Genomic DNA, 21,043 nt, shown 5'->3' on the forward strand with positions numbered 1-21,043 from the left:
AAAAATAGCAGAAAGTTAGCCCTTGTCTTTTATTGCATTATACCATCAACTCTTAAAAATTAAAACCAAAACTGAACAAGAGCCTATTACCTTCATCTCCATGGTAAAACCCTAAATTTCCGGTGAAGGCACTGAATCCTGTTACCCAAACGGAACCTCCAAAATTGTTTTTCCAAGGAGATGAATTATCTTCCTCTAACCATACCCTACCATAGTCAAATCCAGCACTTACCCCTAACTGTAGAGGAACGAAATTAGTCCGAAATCTGGAGATCCCTACGCGTAAATCGGTACTTTGATAAAAAGCGGATTTACCATTAAAACGTTCATTTCTATAAGCTCTCAAACTTTGATTCCCCCCCGCTAAGGCACCATGATAAAATTCATAGTTATCACCTAAAATGGTCTCTCCTGCCAGCTTGGTCGCAATTACGGCAATACCGCTGGGATGCAAAGGATAAATTAGGGCTATACTTGGTTTTATATATCCAAACCTATTGTCCTCGCCGCTAATACTACTCTTATAACCTGCAACCAAATCAAAGTCCATAGCCCTATTGGGAAAAGAAGGGTCGTTCTTGTTCTCATAGGAATAACCAACTTCGGCAGATGCGTATACCTGTCTCTCAAAAACGTCGTTATTGGCAGCAAAGGCTTGTCCCACAAAACGGTCGTTATCATCTGAAACATCAAAAGACTCCAACGCGGGACTGATATGAAATTTACTTCCACCGGTTCCATGAACCAAATATGGGGCAACCTTCCATTGGCGAATACGAACGCGATTGAAATCACGATCTAGACTTGTGTCATATCGAGTGTCATTGCCTTCTCCAAAATAATTCATTGTAAAATTAGGGCTAGTGTAACGGAGATCCAGCCCTAGGTTCCAATTCTGGAAGACATGAGCGAACTCCCCATTGTAATCCACCGAAAATCCATTGGTGGCAAAATAATATTCTGCACCAAAAGTATGTTGTGCCCTAAACGGGTTGTTAGCCAACCCATAGGTAGTAAAACGGTCTTCTAGTCCCAACCTGAAACCGGTATCACCATCATAACCGGCACTTGGGTAAAGAATGTTTTGATGATATTTTCGCTTTTGATAATCATATGTATTCACATCGTAAGAATCGGTCAGCCATTTTTTAGACTTGGGGTTCACCACCGTATTATTTTTGCTCTTGTAATCATAGAGCTTTACTTTCTTTACCGATCGAAAGTCGTAGGTATCGTTTTTCTTTCCTCCAATTATTTTTAGGTCGATAAGTTTTGTATCCTTCCCCGTTACTGTAAACTTGTCGTTACCATCCAATCCATAAATCCAAATCTCTTTGGTCTGGTCTGCGAAGTATGAATTTTCAAAGACTACGGAATCTTGGATGATGGAAATATGGGTCTCCCCATTCGATTTTCTGGTAATCAAGAACTCATCATTGTCTTCGGTTCCAATAACCGTTTCAAATTTCTTCATGTAATCGTAATACGATTTCGCGATGGATTCGAGTCCGTCGCGTCGGGCCTTCAGATATTTCTTGATAGTTTCAATACTGTTATCCTGTGCTTCTTCAGGAAGGGTGGCAAAGGCACTTTCAATTCCTTCATCGGTCAAATTTTCTTGTATAAACGACACCTGTGTTTTCCAATCATCCCAAGTTGCCTTTTTTATAAAGGCCTTATCCAACGGATAACCAGAAAGATTGAACCACTTGGCATTCTTTACATCGGTATCATAACTCTCCATTTTTCTTAAAATGGGAAAAGAAAACTTTAAAAGAGCGATTAACGGGCCATCATATTTTGGAAATGCCTGATCCCAATCCCTAGGTATGGCCTCATAACGTTTTCTACCGTCTTCCGTTTCAAATTCTGCCCATCTCCATTGGTCTTGGTGCCTATCCCAATTGCCTACCAGCATATCGAACAACCGAGCACGAATAAAACTGGCCTCGTCTACAAAGGCCTCTTTAGATTCGCGTAACTCAAATCGTAAATCATGCGTGCTTAAGATATCATCGGGTTTTCCAAAAGTTCCAAAATCCTTGTTTTCATCTCCGGCATGTTCTTCCAACATAAACAGGGCGTCGCCGTAATCTTCATTGTAAATACCCAATCTATCTTGTTTGGGAACATAGTAAATTTTAGGATTGGCATGAAGTACCCCGAGGGTTTTGGAAAGGTCATTCATCGCAAAAGGGGCGTAAGGGTGGGCGGTAGTATAGAAATCGAGCAGAATACGCTCCGCAACGGTATCATCCAAATAATCAATAACGTAATGGTCATCAATGGCGTTAGTCTGTAAAAAACGTAAGGCACTTTTCCTCAATGCGCGAAGCGTATATTCGTTTTCATTATCGTCAATTAGCCGTAACGATCTTGATTGGGTGCCACCACCTTCGGAAATCGGACGAACATTATAGGGCATCTCATCTATCTGTAAAACAGGGGCTTCAATTTTTCTACTATAAATGGCTCTGTAATGGTCTCCCCAAAGCCATTTGTAGAATCCACTCTTATTGGTTTCCTCATCGATATAAATGGAAGCTTTGACCGTTGGACTATAATTTTTTTCTGGATAAGAAATCTCATCTTGGTACAAACGGGCCCTCTTAATTTCTTTAGTAAATACAGGAACAGAACTACCTTTTTCGAGTTCAAAAAAATCTACTTTAGAACTGCCGTCCTTAAATACGGTTAGTTTGGCAAACCCTTGATCCTGGCTTTCAAAATGCTCTTCTTTGCGCGCCCTAGCCTTTTCCGTTTTTCCTATGGCCCCACTAATAATTTGAGGAATGCCATCATCTTCCAAATACTGTAGATTTCGGTCCTTTCCTGAAACAAAAATTACATCTTCGAACTGACTCGCAATAGTTTCCATTCGCCCTCTTAAGTACCTGTTTTGGGAATTCTGATAGGATTCAGGCGTAAAACCTCCCATCTTGTCCAATACGGAAATTTTAGAATTGCTCATAACCGGTTGGTACACGGCAACAATCACCGTTTTGCCTTGACTGTCCTTTAAATCATCCTTGAATTCCGCCCAAAATTGTGCTCGGGTCTTGTATTCACATTTTTCATTAATGTATACGTGTTCATCCCAATCTTCCAAAAACCATTGGGAATCTACCATTTCCAGAACCACCTCATCATTAATGGTTTCCTTTTCCAAAGGACATCCATCATTGGGCCAAAATTTGGCCTTGCTATTATCTTGCAAAAAAGATTCCAGGTCATCTATACTCTGCGGAGCACCGGTGAGCCATTCATTTTCTCCAGGTGTTATAATGACCTTACCATTGAAGTTATTCCAAACCTCCATTAATGGTTTTAAATAAGTTTCTGCCTTTTTCTGTTTTTTGTCTTTGGAAGGAAAACCTTCAGAATCAAGGGTATTGCCCAAGAGTAATAGCGTGGCATTCTTGTCACCCTTTGAAGCCAGATTAATGGTCTCCAACATTTCCTTTGCTGCCGAAAATGGAACATTTGCCACATTGGAAGTGATATAAAAGGAATGCGAGACTTCTTTCTCCGAAATGGATTTTGGCCTTTCCGGCGACTGTGAAAAAACAGCGGTAGAACCAAATAATAAAGTACTGATTAAAAATAGGATACGCATGCAGATGGCTTTTGTCATATAGTTTTGCTAACAGGGCGCAACTTAGCAAATGGGGACGGGCCGGCTTATCCAAAAAGAATTTTAACTTACCTCAAACGAATTCCGGTCAAGAATCATCTAAAGTAGAAATAACAACGCCCAATGAAATTATCACTGGGCGTTGTCCTAGGTATCAATAACCAGTGTTAATGTCCAAAACTCCCTGCCAACCTGCCAGACAGTTTTTTGGGACTTCTGAATACGTTCGCTAATCTGGACACGAACGTATTGGATTTAAAAGGAACAAAATCAAACCGAAGCACCGCTATGGGTGATTCCGCTCCTGTGATGGTCAACCCGTTGCTTAATTCAAAATCCAAATAGCCAAAGCCGGCAGGTGTTTCTTTGCTAGCATCACTATAGGTAAAAAAACTATCTGCATCCTTAATATAGAACCTCAACTTTCTATATACACCACATCGTAAGGAAACCAAACTTCTGCTACGAAGTGATTGCCCTTGACTTAAACTATGCAGAGTTACATGCGTTCCATGAAGGAAATTGGTAATGGTATGCTCCATACCGTTCTCATCAAACGCGGACAACTTTAGAATGGAAAGGTCCATTTGCGAAACTTGCATATCCGTTGCAAATTCATTGTTAAGAACAAGGTCCACAACTTTTCTACCTTCGCCATCAATTTGAAATGAGCTGGTCGTAAAAGGGTGTGAAACTATATAATTAGAGTAGAAAGGGGAATTTTTCATCTGGTACTTATTTATGGACAAAATTAGATGCCCTAAGGGAGCTGTAATACTACCTAATTTTCCTATTTCTATGCTATTTTAACCAAATGATCGGATTTAAACTTCATTTAACGCAATTTTAGCAAACCTTAGCCCGTATCAAGGTGAATTTAAGACACCAATTATTCATTAAGGGAAAGTGGTTTAACAAATTTTAAGTAGGGAAAATCAACCCTCATACAAGGAATATGAATCTACTATTTAAATAATGGTTCAGTTAATAATTTCCTAAAATAAAGCGCCCTAAAGCCCCGTATTTACAAATATTGCAACAAAATTACCAGTATACGCTTCAGGAGTTTTATCCAGTAGAATAGCTCGAAAATATATTTGTCTTACATGTTTTGCCGTACAAGCTGAACGCGGCACATACAACTTAACTTAAACTCAACATTATGATCAAACTCAAATTGGCGTTTATTGCTTTATTTGTAATGGTAGGTCATTACACAATGGCGCAAACAACCGTAAGTGGTGTAGTGTCCGACGAGGCTGGAGTTCCCCTACCGGGAGCTTCCGTGGTAGTTTCGGGAACCACAAACGGTACACAAACTGATTTTGACGGGAATTTTTCCTTGTCAGACGTTCCATCAACTGGAACATTATCTGTTAGTTACATTGGTTATGTAACACAACAGATACCCGTAAATAGCAGAACAACCATTAACGTAACACTAGCAGAAGATACCGCACAACTGGAAGAAGTTGTTGTAGTAGGTTATGGAGCGCAAAAAAAGGAAGCGGTGACAGGCGCTGTCTCCACCGTATCTACAGAGGAAATAACTGCGCTTCCAGTTGCCGGTTTTACAGAAGCTATACAAGGTCGTATGCCAGGTGTACAAATTACCAACAACGGATCACCAGGCAGCGACCCCATTGTTAGGATTAGGGGTATTGGTTCGATCTCTTTTTCACCTAATCCACTTTATGTTGTGGATGGTTATCCTGTGGGAAGTCTATCAGATTTTGACAACAATGACATCCAATCCATATCCGTATTGAAAGATGCAAGTGCCGCTGCTATCTATGGTTCACGTGCTGCTAACGGTGTTGTTATCGTAACGACCAAAAAGGGAAGACCTACTGGCGATCTGGAGGTCAACTACCATGGATTTAGTGGTTTTGCCCAGGACACCAAAAGACTTGACCTTTTAAATACAGAGCAATACTTACAGTTTGGCCGCACTTTGTTGACAAACGGCGAGGCAGCGTTTCCATCACGTTGGTCCAATTTAGACCAACCTGTTTATGCAGGAGCAAGCCAAACTTACGCCCAAACAGATGTAGATTATCAAGATGCCTTTTTTCAGACAGGCATTACAAACCAGCATCATTTGAGTGTGAGGGGCGGCTCTGAAAAATCTCAAATATATGGATCATTCGGTTATTTTAAGCAAGATGGTATTGTTGTAGGTACAGAGTATGATAGATATAACTTAAGGTTAAATTCCGACCATCAAGTTGGAAGGGGACTCGAAATAGGACAGACTTTGACAGTTTCCACTGCCTATAGAAAAAATGAACAAGACCCAGGAGGTAGAACTCCTTTGCAAAACCTGATAAGAAGTGTCCCCTATATACCAATTTACGACCCTACATTGCCCGGTGGTTATAGAGCACCGGATGGTTCTGATGGTACGGACCCTGTAAACCCTTTAAAACAAGCTCTTCTCGATCAGAGCACAAACAGAGGAGTACGTATTTTTGGAACCGCTTATGCGCAATTAAACTTTTCGGAATCTTTTAACTATCGTTTTACAACGGGTATAGACTGGAGAGAAGATACTGCTAACCAGCTTTTCCCCATTTATTTTGACGGTTTCGCGGGGAACCCTACAGCAGACATTTCCGAAACCAATAACACCTTTAGTGGCAAATATTTCTCCAATCAGTTAAATTTCAATAAATCTTTTGGAGACCACAATGTAGATGCCATCGCTGTTGCTGAAAGACAAGATAATAAATCTACTTCTTTAGGTGTTAGAGGTGAAAGAAGTTCAAACGATATAACTGTCTTAGGTGGTGCGGACAATGCCACCATCACTGTTGGAAGTCTTTCAGAAGACACACTTTATTCATTTCTAACAAGGGTAAATTATGACTTTGATGGTAGATATCTTTTAAGTGCTTCCATAAGACGTGATGGTTCTTCCAAGTTTGGCGATGGATATAAATGGGGTACCTTTCCTGGTGTATCTGCAGGTTGGAATATTGCGGCAGAACCGTTTATGTCCAACTTGAGTAACCTATCAGAACTAAAAATAAGAGGAAGTTGGGGACAAGTTGGTTTTGAAGGGGTAAGCTCTTACGCCAGCCAAGCCGGTATACAATCGAATACCACCTACGTTTGGGGCAATAATGAAGCTACAGGAACCTATTATGACCAATTGGCAAACCCCCTTTTAGAATGGGAAATTACCGAAATGGTAAATGTTGGTTTAGATGTGGGGTTATTTGACAACCGCCTTCAGTTTTCTGGTGAGTGGTACGAAAGAACTACGGACAATCTTATCTTACAAGCTCCTAACATTCCCTCCTTAGGATTTACCCAATCAACCGTTGCTAACTTAGGAGCCATGGAGAACTGGGGTCTTGAATTTCAAGGTGTGTATTATAATAATCCGGACAGGGAATTTCAATGGAACGTTGCTGCAAATATAAGTATGTACAGAAATAACATTTCCGCATTATCCACACCGGGGGCCACCATTTTTGCTGGTGCAAATTCAGATTTTGGTGGAACGGACATAACCAGAACGGCGGTAGGTGACCCTATTCAAAGTTTTTATGGCTGGAGAGTTGAAGGTATTTTTCAAAGCGAGGCTGAAATTGCACAATATGATAATTTAGATAACGACCCAAGCACAAGTTATCAACCAAGTTCGGCTCCGGGAGATTTGATATTTAAAGATTTGGACAACAATGGAGTCATTGATGATAATGACAGAGAGGTAATTGGAAGTTTTATACCGGATTTTACCTATGGATTTAATTTTGAGGCAGAATACAAAAATTTTGTAGCCTCTATGTTCTGGAGCGGAGTACAGGGCAATGATATTTACAATGCCTTACAAGTTACAAGGCAGGGTGGCTTAAGGCTTTTTAACTCAGACGTTGCCGTATTGGATGCCTGGTCTCCAAGTAATACTGATACTGACATCCCTAGAATGGTAAATGGTGATCCCAACAAGAATACAAGAACTTCGGACAGATTTATAGAAGATGGCTCATATCTAAGATTGCAGAATATGAGAATTGGATATAATATTCCTGTAGAAAACCTAGACATCTTTGGTAAAAATGTGGTGAAAAAGGCACAAATATACTTCTCGGGAACCAACCTCTTAACCTTCTCCAAATATGATGGTTACGACCCAGAAATTGGTTCCAGAAACAACAATACTTTGACCATAGGTGTCGATTATGGTCAGTATCCAAGACCTAGGACAATTTTGGCAGGTGTTCAATTAGGATTTTAAAAACTAAAAAAATAGAGATGAAAAGAATTAATAGCTTACTAATTGTAGGTCTCATATTAGTCTCACAGTCGTGTAATAGGGATGATTTAAATACTTCTAACCCTAACATTACGCAGACTACTGAATTCTATAGCGACCTAGACCAAATGGAAACTAGTGTATCCGGTATTTTTGCCGCCGTACAAGGTAGAAACCTTATTGGACGTGAATATTGGTTTTTACATGATTTAAGAGGTGATGACAATCAATCAGGTGGCGGCCAGTTAGAAGCCCCAAGAAATCAGTTACTTATTGGCACTAACGGTCCAACAAACTATGTGTCAGACCAAAATTGGGAAGGCTGGTATACCACCATTCATAGAGCGAATGCTACCCTATTTTATGGTACGGATGCTGAAATTGCAACCGCAGATAAGGATAGATTATTGGCAGAGGCCCGTTTTGCTCGAGGTTGGGCCTTTTTTGAACTAGGCACTCTTTGGGGAGGTGTTCCTATGCCTTTAGAACCTGCATTGACTTTAGAGGATAATCTTCCAAAATCTTCTCAGCAAGAAGTTTTAGCCCAAGCCTTAAGCGATTTTCAATTTGCAATAGCCAACCTACCGGTGGCCTCTGCGGCCGAGGAAGGAAGACCAACCAAAGGTGCGGCCCAAGCTATGGCGGGAAGATTGCTTATGTGGAACGGAGACTATGCGGCTGCAAAAACTCTTTTTGAAGCTATTGTCAACTCTAATGAATATGCTCTAGTAGACGAGTATGACCATAATTTTCAAGAAGAAACTGAATATAACAGTGAATCCATTCTTGAAATCGGTTATGCAGAGATTGGGGATTTTAATTGGAACGAAGATAGTAATGGTAGAAATGAGTTGAGCGTGAGAACACAGGAATATTCAGCCATTGGTTGGAGGAACTTGATACCTTCTCTTTCCCTATTGAATGAATTTGAAAGGGAAAGTAATGGAGCTACCAAAAATGACCCAAGATTTGAAAAAAGCTTTTACTCCATAGGGGACACTTTTAACAATGGAGAGGATATCCTTGAAGGAGATGCTGTTCAAGGTAATACGGTCAACTTTGAAGGTGAAAATCAAAAAATAAGCTGGAGAAAGTACTCTTTAATGTATAAACTCAATCCAGGTGGATTTTTGATGGGAGGTATCAATATGCGAATTATTCGCTACGCCGAAGTATTATTGAATCTAGCCGAATGTGAGTACGAAGTAGGAACCAATGCAAGCGCCATTGCCTATCTTAATCAAATTAGAACTAGGGCCAGTGTTGATATGCCCGAATATCCCACTGCAAATTACCCTGTGGACACAGATGCGGAGGTAATGAGGGCCATTATCCACGAGAAAAGGGTAGAACTAAATTCTGAACAAATCAGAAATAGGGATATCTTAAGATGGAGAAGTGAAGGAAAGTTAACTACAGAACCCCTTTCACATTTCCAAGCTAATAAGTTTGAACTTTTACCCATACCTCAAGAGGAAATTGATAACAACGGTGCCCTGACATCTGCAGATCAAAATCCTGGGTATTAACAATACTATTTTAGGATAGTTTCTTTAAGTTAGTTTAGTAATTTTAGTGCCATGGCCAATGTCATGGCACTTTTTTTTAAAAGGCTTATGAATTGTAATCTACCCTCTCCAATCTATATATTAGTTTACTTCTCCTTATTTATGGGCCTTACGGGCTGCAAGCAAGAAAAACAAGAAGTTTACTTATTTAAAAAACTACCGGTTGAACATACCAAGGTTCAATTCAATAATGAAATTATTGAAAATGAAACCTTGAATATTTTGGATTATGAATATATATACAATGGGGGCGGTGTAGGAGTTGCAGACTTTAACAATGATGGCCTACCAGACATTTGCTTTACAGGAAATATGGTAAGTAGCAAAGTTTATTTAAATCTTGGGAATTTTAAATTTAAGGATATAACAGAGGAAAGTGGCTTATTCACGGACAAATGGTGTTCAGGAATATCCATAGTGGACATCAATAATGACGGCAAACCAGATATCCATATATCCACTTCTCATGACTTAAACCTTATGGACACCCCCAATTACTTTTTCATCAATAGAACAGATAAAGACGGCAATGTACGCTTTGAAAACGTGGCACAACAAATAGGTTTGGACAACACAGCATATTCTGTACAATCTGTATGGTTAGATTATGATCAAGATGGAGATTTGGATATGTTCCTTGCCAATAACTCAAAGGAAGAATATCCAAAAAACAATCCTTTTGGTCAAAAGAAAAATGGCAGTGGAAAAAGTACAGATTTTCTCTACAGAAATGATGGTATAGGCAAAGAAGGTCTACCAATTTTTACGGATGTTTCAAAAGAAGCTGGAATTACTAGTGAGGGTTGGAGCTTAGGAGTTGCGGTTACAGACATAAATAATGATGGCCTCCCTGACATATATGTAGCCAATGATTTTTTGTCCAACGATCTATTATATGTTAATCAAGGGGATGGTACATTTAAAAATGAAATTGCAAACTATTTTAAACATCAGAGCCATAATAGTATGGGTATTGATATTGCGGACATCAATAATGATCAACTCCAAGATATAATAGTTCTTGATATGTTACCCGAGGATAATTTAAGAAAGAAAACCATGTTTTCTGAAATTCCTTTTGACCGTTTCAATACCTCCTTGCGCGTTGGGTATCAACCCCAATTTGTTAGAAATGTACTTCAGATTAATAATAACAGCCAGCCATTTAGCGATATTGGATACTATGCGGGCATTGCCGAAACTGATTGGAGTTGGGCGCCACTTATGGCAGATTTTGACAATGATGGATTGAGAGATATTTACATAACCAATGGATATTTAAAGGATATAACGGACATGGATTTTGTCGACTTTTATAATTCCATGAATATTTCCGGCACTGTTGATGAAAAAAGAGGTAAGCTTAAGGAGCAATTAAAAAATATGAAAGGAATAAAAAAATCCAATTTCATGTTTAAAAATTTGGGCCAGGGTTCTTTTGTAAATCAAACAAAAGCAAGCGGGTTAGAACTACCTAGCTATAGCAATGGTGCTGTTTATACAGATTTAGACCTTGACGGTGATCTGGATTTGGTTGTCAACAATATTAATGACCATGCCTTTATATTTGAAAATCAACTGCATCAACAGAAAAACAGCAGTCATAATTACTTAAAAATTGAATTACCAATAACTGCTGAATTTTTAGGAAGCAAGGTTAGAGTTTTCTCTAATTCTCGAACACTATACGCTGAGTTTTTTCCTCACAGAGGATATTTATCTTCCTATGACCCCATTATGCATTTTGGGTTGGGCAGTGTAACAACTATAGACTCTGTAGAAATTGAGTGGCCAAACCAGAGACAATCTACCTATAAGGAAATTGCAGTTAATCAAATCTGGAAACCAGGTAAATCGCAAGAAGGCATTATTAAAAAGAAACCAATAAATGATACTGCCAATGCACCCTACTTTAAAAATTGGCAAACAAAGGGACTCGATTCATTGGTGCATATTGGAGAGAACTTGTTTGATGACTTTAAGAAATGGCCGCTCAATTTTAGGGAATATAGTAAACCCGGACCTATTATAACCGCAGGGGACATAAATAACGATGGCCTTGATGATTTATTTATTGGAGGAACGGCCGGGCACTCTAATTATATTTATCAACAGAATAGTGACGGTAGCTTTAGCGCTAAAAAACTTATGAACGAAATTAACTCTAGCTCTAAAGAATGCTCCCAAGCAATTTTTTTGGATGTGGACAATGATAACGACCTGGACCTTTATATAGCTTACGGAAGTTCTGAAAATTACTCTAATCCCGAGCTTTATCAAGACGAGTTATATATAAACAATGGCAAAGGCAAATTTCATTGGGATCCACAAGCCTTACCTAAAATAGGTTATCCTACCAATACAATTGTCCCATTTGACTTTGACAATGATGGCTTTTTAGATCTATTTATTGGAGGTAGGCTAAACCCCGCTAATTATCCATTTTCGCCTCAATCGTATCTATTACAAAATAAAAATGGAAAGTTTAAGGATGTTACACAAAAACTAGCACCTGAAATATCTAAAATGGGAATGGTCACGGACGCCCTTGCAACGGATATTGACAAAAATGGATCAGAGGATTTAATTGTTGTAGGGGAATGGGAGCCTATTAAAATTATTTACAACCACCAACGTCAATTTAATATAACTGAAATACCCAATAGCCAGGGTTGGTGGAACTGCATTGCTCAAGTTGATGCAAACCAGGACAGCAACAATGATTTTGTAGTAGGTAATTGGGGACTTAACAACCCTTTTGATGCAAGTGAAAATGAGCCAATAACCATGTACGCCAAAGATTTTGATGGTAATGGCTCAATTGAACCACTCATAACCTATTATATTGAAGGCTACGAACACCTTATACACCCCAAAGGCACACTAGCAAAACAACTTCCCCTCATTCGCAAGCGTTCTAAAAACTACAAGGACTATGGTGAGAAAACATTTGATCAACTATTCAATAAAAAGGATATTCAGGATTCAGCAATTTTTAAGGTTCATGAGTTGGCTTCCGTATTGCTGGAAAATTTGGGCAACGGTGAATTTATACTTAATAAATTACCTTCCAATGCTCAACTGAGCCCAATTATGGATTGGGAAATAATGGACTTTAATAAGGATAACTTTCCTGATATAGTTGGCGTGGGCAATTTTACGGGTACCGAAGTACTTAGTGGGCACTATGATGCAGGTAATGGAGTAAGTCTCCAAAATAATAGAAACGGGTCGTTTTCCTCCATATTCAATGGCTTTTCGGTTCCTCAAGAAGCAAGAAAAATAGTGAAGCTAAAAGCTGAGAACAACTCAATAATTTATGCTGTAATCACTCAAAAAGAAGGTATTAAATTATTCAAAATTTAAGATTTAGAAGTTCCTTAGAACTTCAAGTTTCTCCCATACGGATCAATGGTTTCTATACTTCCATCCGCACAATGCGTCAATTTAGCCACTTTAACGGAGCGCAAATGAGTAACCCCCTTAGAAAGACTTGAATCATGATAAAAAAGATACCATTGCCCCTCTACCTGACAAATGGAATGATGTGAAGTCCACCCCACCACGGGGTTTAAGATTCTACCCCCGTAAGTAAAGGGTCCGTAAGGAGAATCGCCCACCGCATAACAGATAAAATGGGTATCCCCGGTGGAATAGGAAAAGTAGTATTTTCCATTATACTTGTGCATCCAAGCAGCTTCAAAAAATCTTCGGTCATTATCACCTGCCAACAAAAGCTTTCCGTTTTCGTCAATAATTTGAAGCTCTTTGGGCTTTTCAGCAAATTCAAGCATGTCATCGCTCATTTTTGCAACGTAAGGCAACAGTGCTGGTTCGTCATCTTTAGGTAAGAAAGTCACGGGACTTTCAGGCTGATCAGGGTTAAATTTACCGTCTCGCCAGCGCTGCAACTGTCCGCCCCAAAGTCCGCCAAAATACATGTAATATTCCCCGTCCTCATTTTCAAAAACGGCAGGGTCTATACTAAAACTATTTTTAATCGCTTCCGGTCGGGGAATAAAAGGACCATCTGGAGTATCGCTAACCCCTACCCCGATCCTAAAAATACCATCATAGTCCTTTGCCGGAAAATAGAGATAATACTTGCCGTTCTTGTGTGCGGCATCCGGTGCCCACATCTGCTTTTCTGCCCAAGGAACATCATTAACATGTAGGGCCTCACCACAATCTATTCCTTCTGAATCCACACTATCCATGGAAATCACATGATAATCTTCCATGGCAAAATGACTACCCAAATCATCAAATGCCTCTCCGGCATCAATATCATGCGATGGATAGATATAAATTTTGCCATTAAACACATGAGCAGAAGGATCTGCTGTATACATATGCTTGACCAAAGGTTGGGAAATAGCCTTTTTGTTAAGTTCTTTAAAATCTATATGTGCTATGGAATCTTCTGGCATACTTCTTTATTTTATTTTATTAAATGGCATTGGTTCTTCTTTTACTTAGTTCTGTTTCAATCTCCACCTCCATTTTTTTATTGATTTCGTAGAAAAACAAGAGTCCCGCGCCAACGAAAAAAGGTATAGCTGGAAAAATACTTACCAACAACTTTATTCCTTCTATGGCCGTGTCCGCTTGTTCCGGAGCTTTGGCTATATAATTAAAAACTCCCAATACCCAAGTGGTAATGGCACCCCCTATGCTCAGACCTGCCTTTAAACCTACCATCATGGCCGAAAAAATAATGGCAGTTGCGCGACGGCTATTTTTCCAATCTGAATAATCTGCAACATCTGCAATCATTGCCCACAAAATGGGAATGGTGATACCATAGAAAAATCCGTGACAAATTTGTGCCATGAACATGAGCCCTACAGATTCAGGTTTAAAGACATAAAAAAGGGCTACAAACACTGCAGAAACAAACAAAAAGGTACCAAAAACGTCCCGCTTTCCATATTTATCCGCTAAACCTTTGGAGAGGGTGATACCTACAATCATAAAAATAATACCTCCGGCATTAAAAAGTCCGAACCCCGCAGAAATAGGGTCTTCACCAAATTGATTGAGTCCTATACCAGAAAGAAAATCCAATATGGGAGCTATAAAGGTGGCAAGGCTTTCCTTATCCACAAAATTTTCAAAATAATAGACATAAGCCCCTCCCTTCATTGCCAAGGTTATGAAAACCAAGGTGGTCAAAGTAAGCATTATCACCCAAGGTCTGTTCTTGACTAAATCACCTAAATCTTCCATTACACTGGATTTCTGTTCCGGTGCAGGAACGATTCGTTCCTTCGTGGTCAAAAATGTGATTATAAGCATAAGGGTACCAACAATGGCCAGAACCGTCATCACTTTTTCGATGCCCAAGGCCATGTCACCTCCTCCCGCACTTTTTATAATTCCCAACATAAAAACCTGCACAAAGAATTGCGCAAACATAACCGCAACAAACCTATAGGAAGACAGACTGTTACGTTCCCCCATATCCCCAGTAATCACCCCGCTTAATGCAGAATAAGGTAAGTTATTGGCGGCGTAGAGCAATAATAACAAAGTATAGGTCACAATGGCATACAATACTTTTCCCTTATATGAAAAATCTGGCGTAGTGAAGGCAAATAAAGCAACGGCACCCAAGGGTATAGCAGTAAACAACACCCAGGGTCTAAATTTTCCCCATTTGGAATGGGTTCTATCTGCCAAAGCACCAATTAGAGGATTAAACACAAAAGCTGCAATAAGGCCTACCGTAAGCATTATGGCAGACGAATCCTTGGGAGAGAGGCCATATATATCCGTGTAGAAAAAGGCTAAATAAGTAATGAGGGTCTGAAAGACCAAATTGGCGGCCAAATCACCAAGGCTATAGCCTATTTTTTCCCTTACGGATAGTTTCTGAGATTGAGATGTCATAGTAAGTTGAGTTGGGTTCTAGTACTAGTTCTTTAAGGCCAATACGCTGTGATAGGCCTCCTTTGGCCGGTAGGACCTATCAAACAACAACGGATAATTGGTCCTGTTCTTTATGGGCCAGCCATTGAGCCAAGAACTACCATCGTTCATTCCCCAAAAAGTGACACGGTCAATTTTATCCTTGTGTTTAAGAAATAGTTTGAAAATACTTTGGTAACGATCGGCCAATTCTTTTTGTACGGAATCCGGTAAACTCTCAGGATAGGGATTCATAAATTCGCTACCTTCAAAATTCTGACTCACCTCTGCCCCTTCCAAATCCCAAGGATTGGGCAATACGGTAATATCCAGTTCTGTTATGGCCACTTTTACCCCGGCATTATGATAGGCTAAAATACTTTCCTCAATTTCCTTCAAGGAGGGTCCTTTTAAATTCCAATGCCCCTGCATACCAACAACATCAATTTTAAGTCCCTTATCCTTTAATTGTTTGACAATTGATATGGCCCCGGCCCTTTTTTCGGGATTGGTCAAATTGTAATCATTGTAGGTCAATTGGGCTTCTGGATCAGCCTCGGCAGCCAATTCAAATGCCCACTCGAGATATTTTTCTCCCGCGAGCTCGTAAAATACCGACTCTCGTAAGCTTCCGTCTTCATTTAAAGCTTCGTTCACCACATCCCAAGAATCAATTTTACCTTTATACCTTCCCACAATGGTATTGATATGGTCTTCCATGACTTCCTTCAGCTCTGTGCTATCCTTGACTTCCGTGACCCACTCAGCTAATTGACTGTGCCAAACTAAGGTATGTCCAACCGTGAAATGCTGATGCCTTTCTCCCAAATCAACATACGCATCCGGAAGGCTAAAATCATAAACCTCCTTACCGGGATGTATATGCATCCACTTCATAATATTTTCTGGGGTGATACTATTGAATTCTGTCTCTAATAGCTCTAGCCCCAAACTATCTCTTTTTTCAATTAAAGCATGATTAATGGCGGCCCCTATAAAAAAATCATCTTTATAATTCTGCTTTAGTCCGATGGGTTTCGAAGGTATTTCCTTCTCTGAAGTCAGCTTCTTGTCATATTCTTTACAGCCGAACAAGGTGAAAAGAATAAGTACGAATAATGCATACAAAAGACGATAAATATGAACCATAGTTTAAGATTGATACCGGGCACGCATTTGGAAAATCGGCATATTCCACATCCAATTAAGCGCAAAATCCTGTTTAAGGACGGTATGGTGACAACTATGTAAAAATCGGAGAATTAAGTTGCCTTGCTTAATAGATTTGAAGCAAGAACTGTCAATCTTGTGGCATGGCGCGTTGAATATACTAATCCTGCTTTAACTCCGTGGGGAGAATACCAAAATGGGCCTTAAAACATTTAGTAAAATAGGAAGGGGAAGAAAACCCAACTTGAAAGCAAACTTCACTGATCGAGGCATCTCCCTTTTCAATTATTTCTTTGGCCTTCTCCAATCTTAACTTTCTTAAAAACTCGTTGGCAGTACAACCGGTAAGTGCCTTTATTTTTCGGTAAAGCTGACTTCTACTAAGGTTAAGCTCTTCCGCCAATAACTCCACATTAAGGTTTTCATCAGCAATATTCTTTACAATGAAGTCTATTACTTTTTCAATAAAGTTCTTATCCAATTGAGTGGTATGCTCCGGTATCTTAACGCTGGTGCCATCACTACCAAACTTATCCAATAAAATTTGCCTACTGGTGAGTAACCTTCTCAACTGTGTTCTTAACACCGTCATGTCAAATGGCTTGCTCAAATAAATATCCGCCCCGCACTCAATGCCCTTAACCCAATCTTCATTCATGGTTTTTGCAGTTAGCATCACGATTGGGATATGACAGGTTTTTATATCCTTTTTTATCTCTTCGGAAAATTCAAAACCATCCATTTCCGGCATAACAACATCTGTTATAATTAAGTGTGGTGTTTTTTTGGCAGCCATTTCCAGTCCTAATATCCCATTGGCAGCTTCCAGTACCTTAAACTCATGCTGCAGTTCATCTCTTAGGTAGGATCGTAACTCCGTATTGTCCTCTACCAGCAGAACCGTTTTTTTGGATGAGGCATTGTTGAACGTCTCTATCAGGTCAAGAACATGAACAGTACTATTACTACCGGACTCCTCTAGCGGTATTTGGGGTTCTTTGTAAAGGAACTCTCCTTGCTCAAAATGTGTCTTACCTAAAGGAAGAAAAATCCGAAATTTGGTTCCGACGGTTTCCTCACTTTCTACCTCAACTGTACCTTTCAACAGATCTACAAAACTTTTTACCACTTCAAGACCAATACCGGTGCCACCGTAATATTGGCTGTTCATGTTCTTGACCTGATAGAAACGTTCAAAAACATTCTTTACTTCCTCCTGGCTAATACCACTACCGGTATCTTCTATGAATATTTCAATGCCCTCCATTGGTTTTTTATCATCTACCAACGGAAACCTTTTTCCTTTTTCGCATTTAGATAAACCAACAGTTATGGTTCCATTATCAGGTGTAATCTTAAATGCATTACTTAGAATATTAAAGAGAACTTTTTCCAACATGCCTTGATCGCTCCATAAAGAAATGTCTTCCTCAGGCGTTTCCAACATAAGGGCAATGTTTTTTAAAGTTGCTTCCTCTTTAAAATGTTCAACTACTTCCTTGGTAAAATCAACCGCATCTATTTTCGAAACCTTTAATGAAAATTTATTGAGCTGTAGCTTTCTAAAATCCATAAGCTCATCAATCAACCTTTTAAGTCTTCCCGTGTTTTTTCTTACCGTTAGCAACTTATCTTTCAGTGCAACGGGCAATTTGGTATCCCGCTCTGAAATAATGGCCTCCAAAGGGTTTAAAATCAATGTTAGCGGTGTTCTGAATTCGTGGGAAATATTCGTAAAAAATTGGATTTTTCTGCTATTTAATTCTTCCTCCTGCAGACGTTTTTCCCGTTCTAACTGTGCTATTCTCTTCTCACGCAACCGATCCCTAACCAAACGAGTTGCAAAGAGGGTAACGGAGCCAAGCATAATGAAATAACAGGCAAAAGCCATATGGGTTTTCCACCAGGGAGGTAGGACTGTGATAGAAAGACTTTTCACTTCCTCATTCCAGACGCCATCATTATTGGAAGCCTTTACCCTAAAGGTATAATCACCTGGGGAAAGATTCGTATAATGTGCGGTAGTTGTATTACCTACAAAATTCCAGGTTTCTTCTAATCCTTCCAAAAAATAGGCATACTGGTTCTTTTCCGGTCGGGTGTAATTAACCGCTGCAAATTCAATTGTAAAAACGGATTGCTGATGGCCGAGCTCAATATGATCTGTCTTACCAAAAGCTCTAGTCAACGGGGTGTTTTTATCACCAACCCTTGTGCTTTTATTGTGAATCTTTAGGTCCGTAAAATAAATAGGTGGCCTGTTTTCGTTAGTAACGATACGTTTGGGGTCTACAATGTTGATGCCCTCATAATTACCAAAGTACATAATGCCGTTCTCGTCCTTATAAGAAGCATTGTAATTAAAATCATTGGACAATAAACCGTCATTGGTATTGAAGTTAACGAACTTATCATTTTCCGAATTTAAATAAGAAAGCCCGTTATTACCCCCCACCCACAGTACGCCTTCATCACTTTCAAGAATTGTTACAATGTTTTCCTGTTCTAGATTACTGGAGCTGCGGTTAAACCATGTAATTTCCTTACTTCTAAAATCATGTTTCCATAACCCGGCCCCATCTGTACCGATCCAAATATTACCGTAACGATCTTCACACAATGAAACCACCATGTTCAACATGCTTTTCTCTGCGGCAATAGTCTTCTTATCCTCTATCAAATCTACTTTTTCAAAAGGTTTCGTTGCCAAGTGGGAACGCTTGAACAAGCCTTTATTCGTGGCGACCCAAATGGTATTCTCCCGGTCTACCAACACTTTTCTAATTTCGGCCTCGTTATTAAAATCATCATCAGGGACAGAACCAAATGCTTCTTTCTTGGTGTCGTAAAAATAGAGTCCGCTTGCACTGGTTCCTATCCAGACCACTCCCTCAATATCCTCTGCAAAATTCATCACTCTATAAAAATGCATTCGATCATTCACGCTCTCGATCTCAAAATGCTTGAATTCTCGAGAACCCTTTTTTAGATAGTAAACACCAGAATTCCACGTGGCTACCCATAGATTTCCTGAACTATCATAAAATAGATTTTGGACATCCACAGCATCCAAGCCAGTAGCTATAGGATTATTGGGGTCTATGAGATGGGTAAAATGTTTATTCTTAGGGTCATAAACATCTATACCCCCACCATCCATTCCTATCCAGAGCCTGTTTTTCTTATCTTTTACAATGCTCGTAACAGATGAGGATTGTAAAGAATTCTGCACGTTTTGAACGCTTTGTAAGTCCTTGAACTTATCATAGGAACGGTCATAGACACTTACACCTGCGTTGTAATACCCCATCCAGATACGTTCCTCCCTATCCACAAAAACAGACCAGATAGAATTGGACTTTATCCCATTTACTTCAAACTTATCATACTTATAGTTTTTTATGAGATAACCATCTTTCTTTAGAACCAACAAGCCATCATTCTCAGTAGCGCATAAAATATTACCATCAGGGGCCTGTGCCATAGCAAAAACACGTTCGTTCGTAAGGGTTAAATGGGTAGTTTGGTAGGTATTCATCTTATCTGCTTCTACCTTGAGCAAGCCACTACTGAAGGTTCCCAACCAAAGTGAACCGGAATCATCAATAAGCATGGACTCGATACCAAAGGGTAAGCCCTTTTCAGTTGCTACACCCTGTAGAGCAATGGGAGTTGCATTTTTACCATTAAATTCAAAAAGTCCCTTATTGGTACCAATAAGAATTTTTCCGTCATCCCTTTTCTTAAAACATTTTATAATGAGGTTTTTCTCCGGCCGGGGCACTAACGGAACAGAGCTTGCAGTCAAACTTTTGGCATCTACCTTAAAGAGGCCATCCACATTGGTTCCTGCGAGTAAATGACCATCATCAGTTTCTATAACGTCCCAAACAACGGTACTTTCTAAAAATTCATCCCCTAACTTAAATTTCACTCGATTAAATTGATCTAAATCTTCATCATAAACATTGAGACCAACTTCTGTTCCCACCCAAATCCTATTGTTGGAATCCACATAGGCATTTTGTATCAAAGAACTATTTAAGGAATGAGGATTGTTGAATTCTTGACGATATGTTTTTAATTCTGCACCAAAGTTTTTGTAGAGTCCGCCCCCATAGGAACCAATCCATACCACGCCATTTTGATCTTGAACAATGGTGGAAATGGCCTTTTGTGAAATGCCCTTTTCTATATCAATAAAAGCGTATTCTTCATCTGTTATTTGACAGGATACGGAAACACAGACCATTAAAAGAATAGCCAAAAAGAGCTGCTTAGAGAATTTCATATAGTTGAGTTAAGCCGTAAACTGCACTTTAACTAAGAGTTAGGGGAATTTACGAGCTTAAAAATAGGAAATTGATTTTAATGTGTAATCACTACACCTAGCAATTACTCTAACTTCCGGGCAACTAGTAAGCCAGGTATGACATGCGTACACTTTTGAATGCTTCAAATGTAGTAGTAAGGGACTCGATCTTTCTATTATTTCAT

9 protein-coding genes are annotated in these 21,043 nt (G+C 39.4%); 3 read left to right on the forward strand and 6 right to left on the reverse strand.

All coding sequences use genetic code 11. The features are described 5' to 3' along the window. Window positions 1–52 precede the first annotated feature (52 nt). Together BIZ36_RS02340 and BIZ36_RS02345 are read right to left on the reverse strand one after the other, a co-directional pair. Window positions 53–3,634 (reverse strand): BamA/TamA family outer membrane protein, encoded by a 3,582-nt coding sequence (locus tag BIZ36_RS02340; RefSeq protein ID WP_187456251.1) that lies wholly within the window; start codon window positions 3,632–3,634, stop codon window positions 53–55. A 167-nt stretch (window positions 3,635–3,801) separates the two neighbouring features. Further along, window positions 3,802–4,362 carry a hypothetical protein gene (locus tag BIZ36_RS02345; protein ID WP_187456252.1) on the reverse strand — a complete coding sequence of 187 codons (561 nt, stop codon included), beginning with the start codon at window positions 4,360–4,362 and terminating at the stop codon, window positions 3,802–3,804. A gap of 434 nt (window positions 4,363–4,796) precedes the next feature. Here BIZ36_RS02345 and BIZ36_RS02350 point away from each other — a divergent pair, with 434 nt between their 5' ends. From BIZ36_RS02350 to BIZ36_RS02360, 3 genes are all read left to right on the forward strand, one after another. Further along, window positions 4,797–7,880 carry a SusC/RagA family TonB-linked outer membrane protein gene (locus BIZ36_RS02350; protein WP_187456253.1) on the forward strand — a complete coding sequence of 1,028 codons (3,084 nt, stop codon included), beginning with the start codon at window positions 4,797–4,799 and terminating at the stop codon, window positions 7,878–7,880. A 17-nt stretch (window positions 7,881–7,897) separates the two neighbouring features. After that, window positions 7,898–9,427, forward strand: coding sequence for a RagB/SusD family nutrient uptake outer membrane protein (locus BIZ36_RS02355; RefSeq protein ID WP_187456254.1), 1,530 nt, complete (start codon window positions 7,898–7,900; stop codon window positions 9,425–9,427). Window positions 9,428–9,514: 87 nt separating this feature from the next. After that, window positions 9,515–12,832, forward strand: coding sequence for a VCBS repeat-containing protein (locus tag BIZ36_RS02360; protein ID WP_187456255.1), 3,318 nt, complete (start codon window positions 9,515–9,517; stop codon window positions 12,830–12,832). A gap of 14 nt (window positions 12,833–12,846) precedes the next feature. On the opposite strand, the gene BIZ36_RS02365 is transcribed toward BIZ36_RS02360, so the two are convergent. The 4 genes from BIZ36_RS02365 to BIZ36_RS02380 form a co-directional block, all read right to left on the reverse strand. Next, the gene (locus BIZ36_RS02365; protein ID WP_187456256.1) at window positions 12,847–13,896 is read right to left on the reverse strand and encodes a glycoside hydrolase family 43 protein; all 1,050 of its coding nucleotides are present in this window, start codon (window positions 13,894–13,896) and stop codon (window positions 12,847–12,849) included. 19 nt (window positions 13,897–13,915) lie between these two features. Further along, entirely contained in the window at window positions 13,916–15,358 is a 1,443-nt protein-coding gene (locus BIZ36_RS02370; protein WP_187456257.1) for an MFS transporter, read from the reverse strand. Window positions 15,359–15,382: 24 nt separating this feature from the next. Next, entirely contained in the window at window positions 15,383–16,525 is a 1,143-nt protein-coding gene (locus tag BIZ36_RS02375; RefSeq protein WP_187456258.1) for an endo-1,4-beta-xylanase, read from the reverse strand. Window positions 16,526–16,706: 181 nt separating this feature from the next. Beyond that, on the reverse strand, window positions 16,707–20,837 hold the full coding sequence (locus BIZ36_RS02380) for a hybrid sensor histidine kinase/response regulator transcription factor (protein WP_187456259.1): 4,131 nt from the start codon (window positions 20,835–20,837) through the stop codon (window positions 16,707–16,709). Window positions 20,838–21,043 lie beyond the last annotated feature (206 nt).

The sequence above is a fragment of the Cytophaga sp. FL35 genome (assembly GCF_014349235.1).
GTDB lineage: Bacteria > Bacteroidota > Bacteroidia > Flavobacteriales > Flavobacteriaceae > Euzebyella.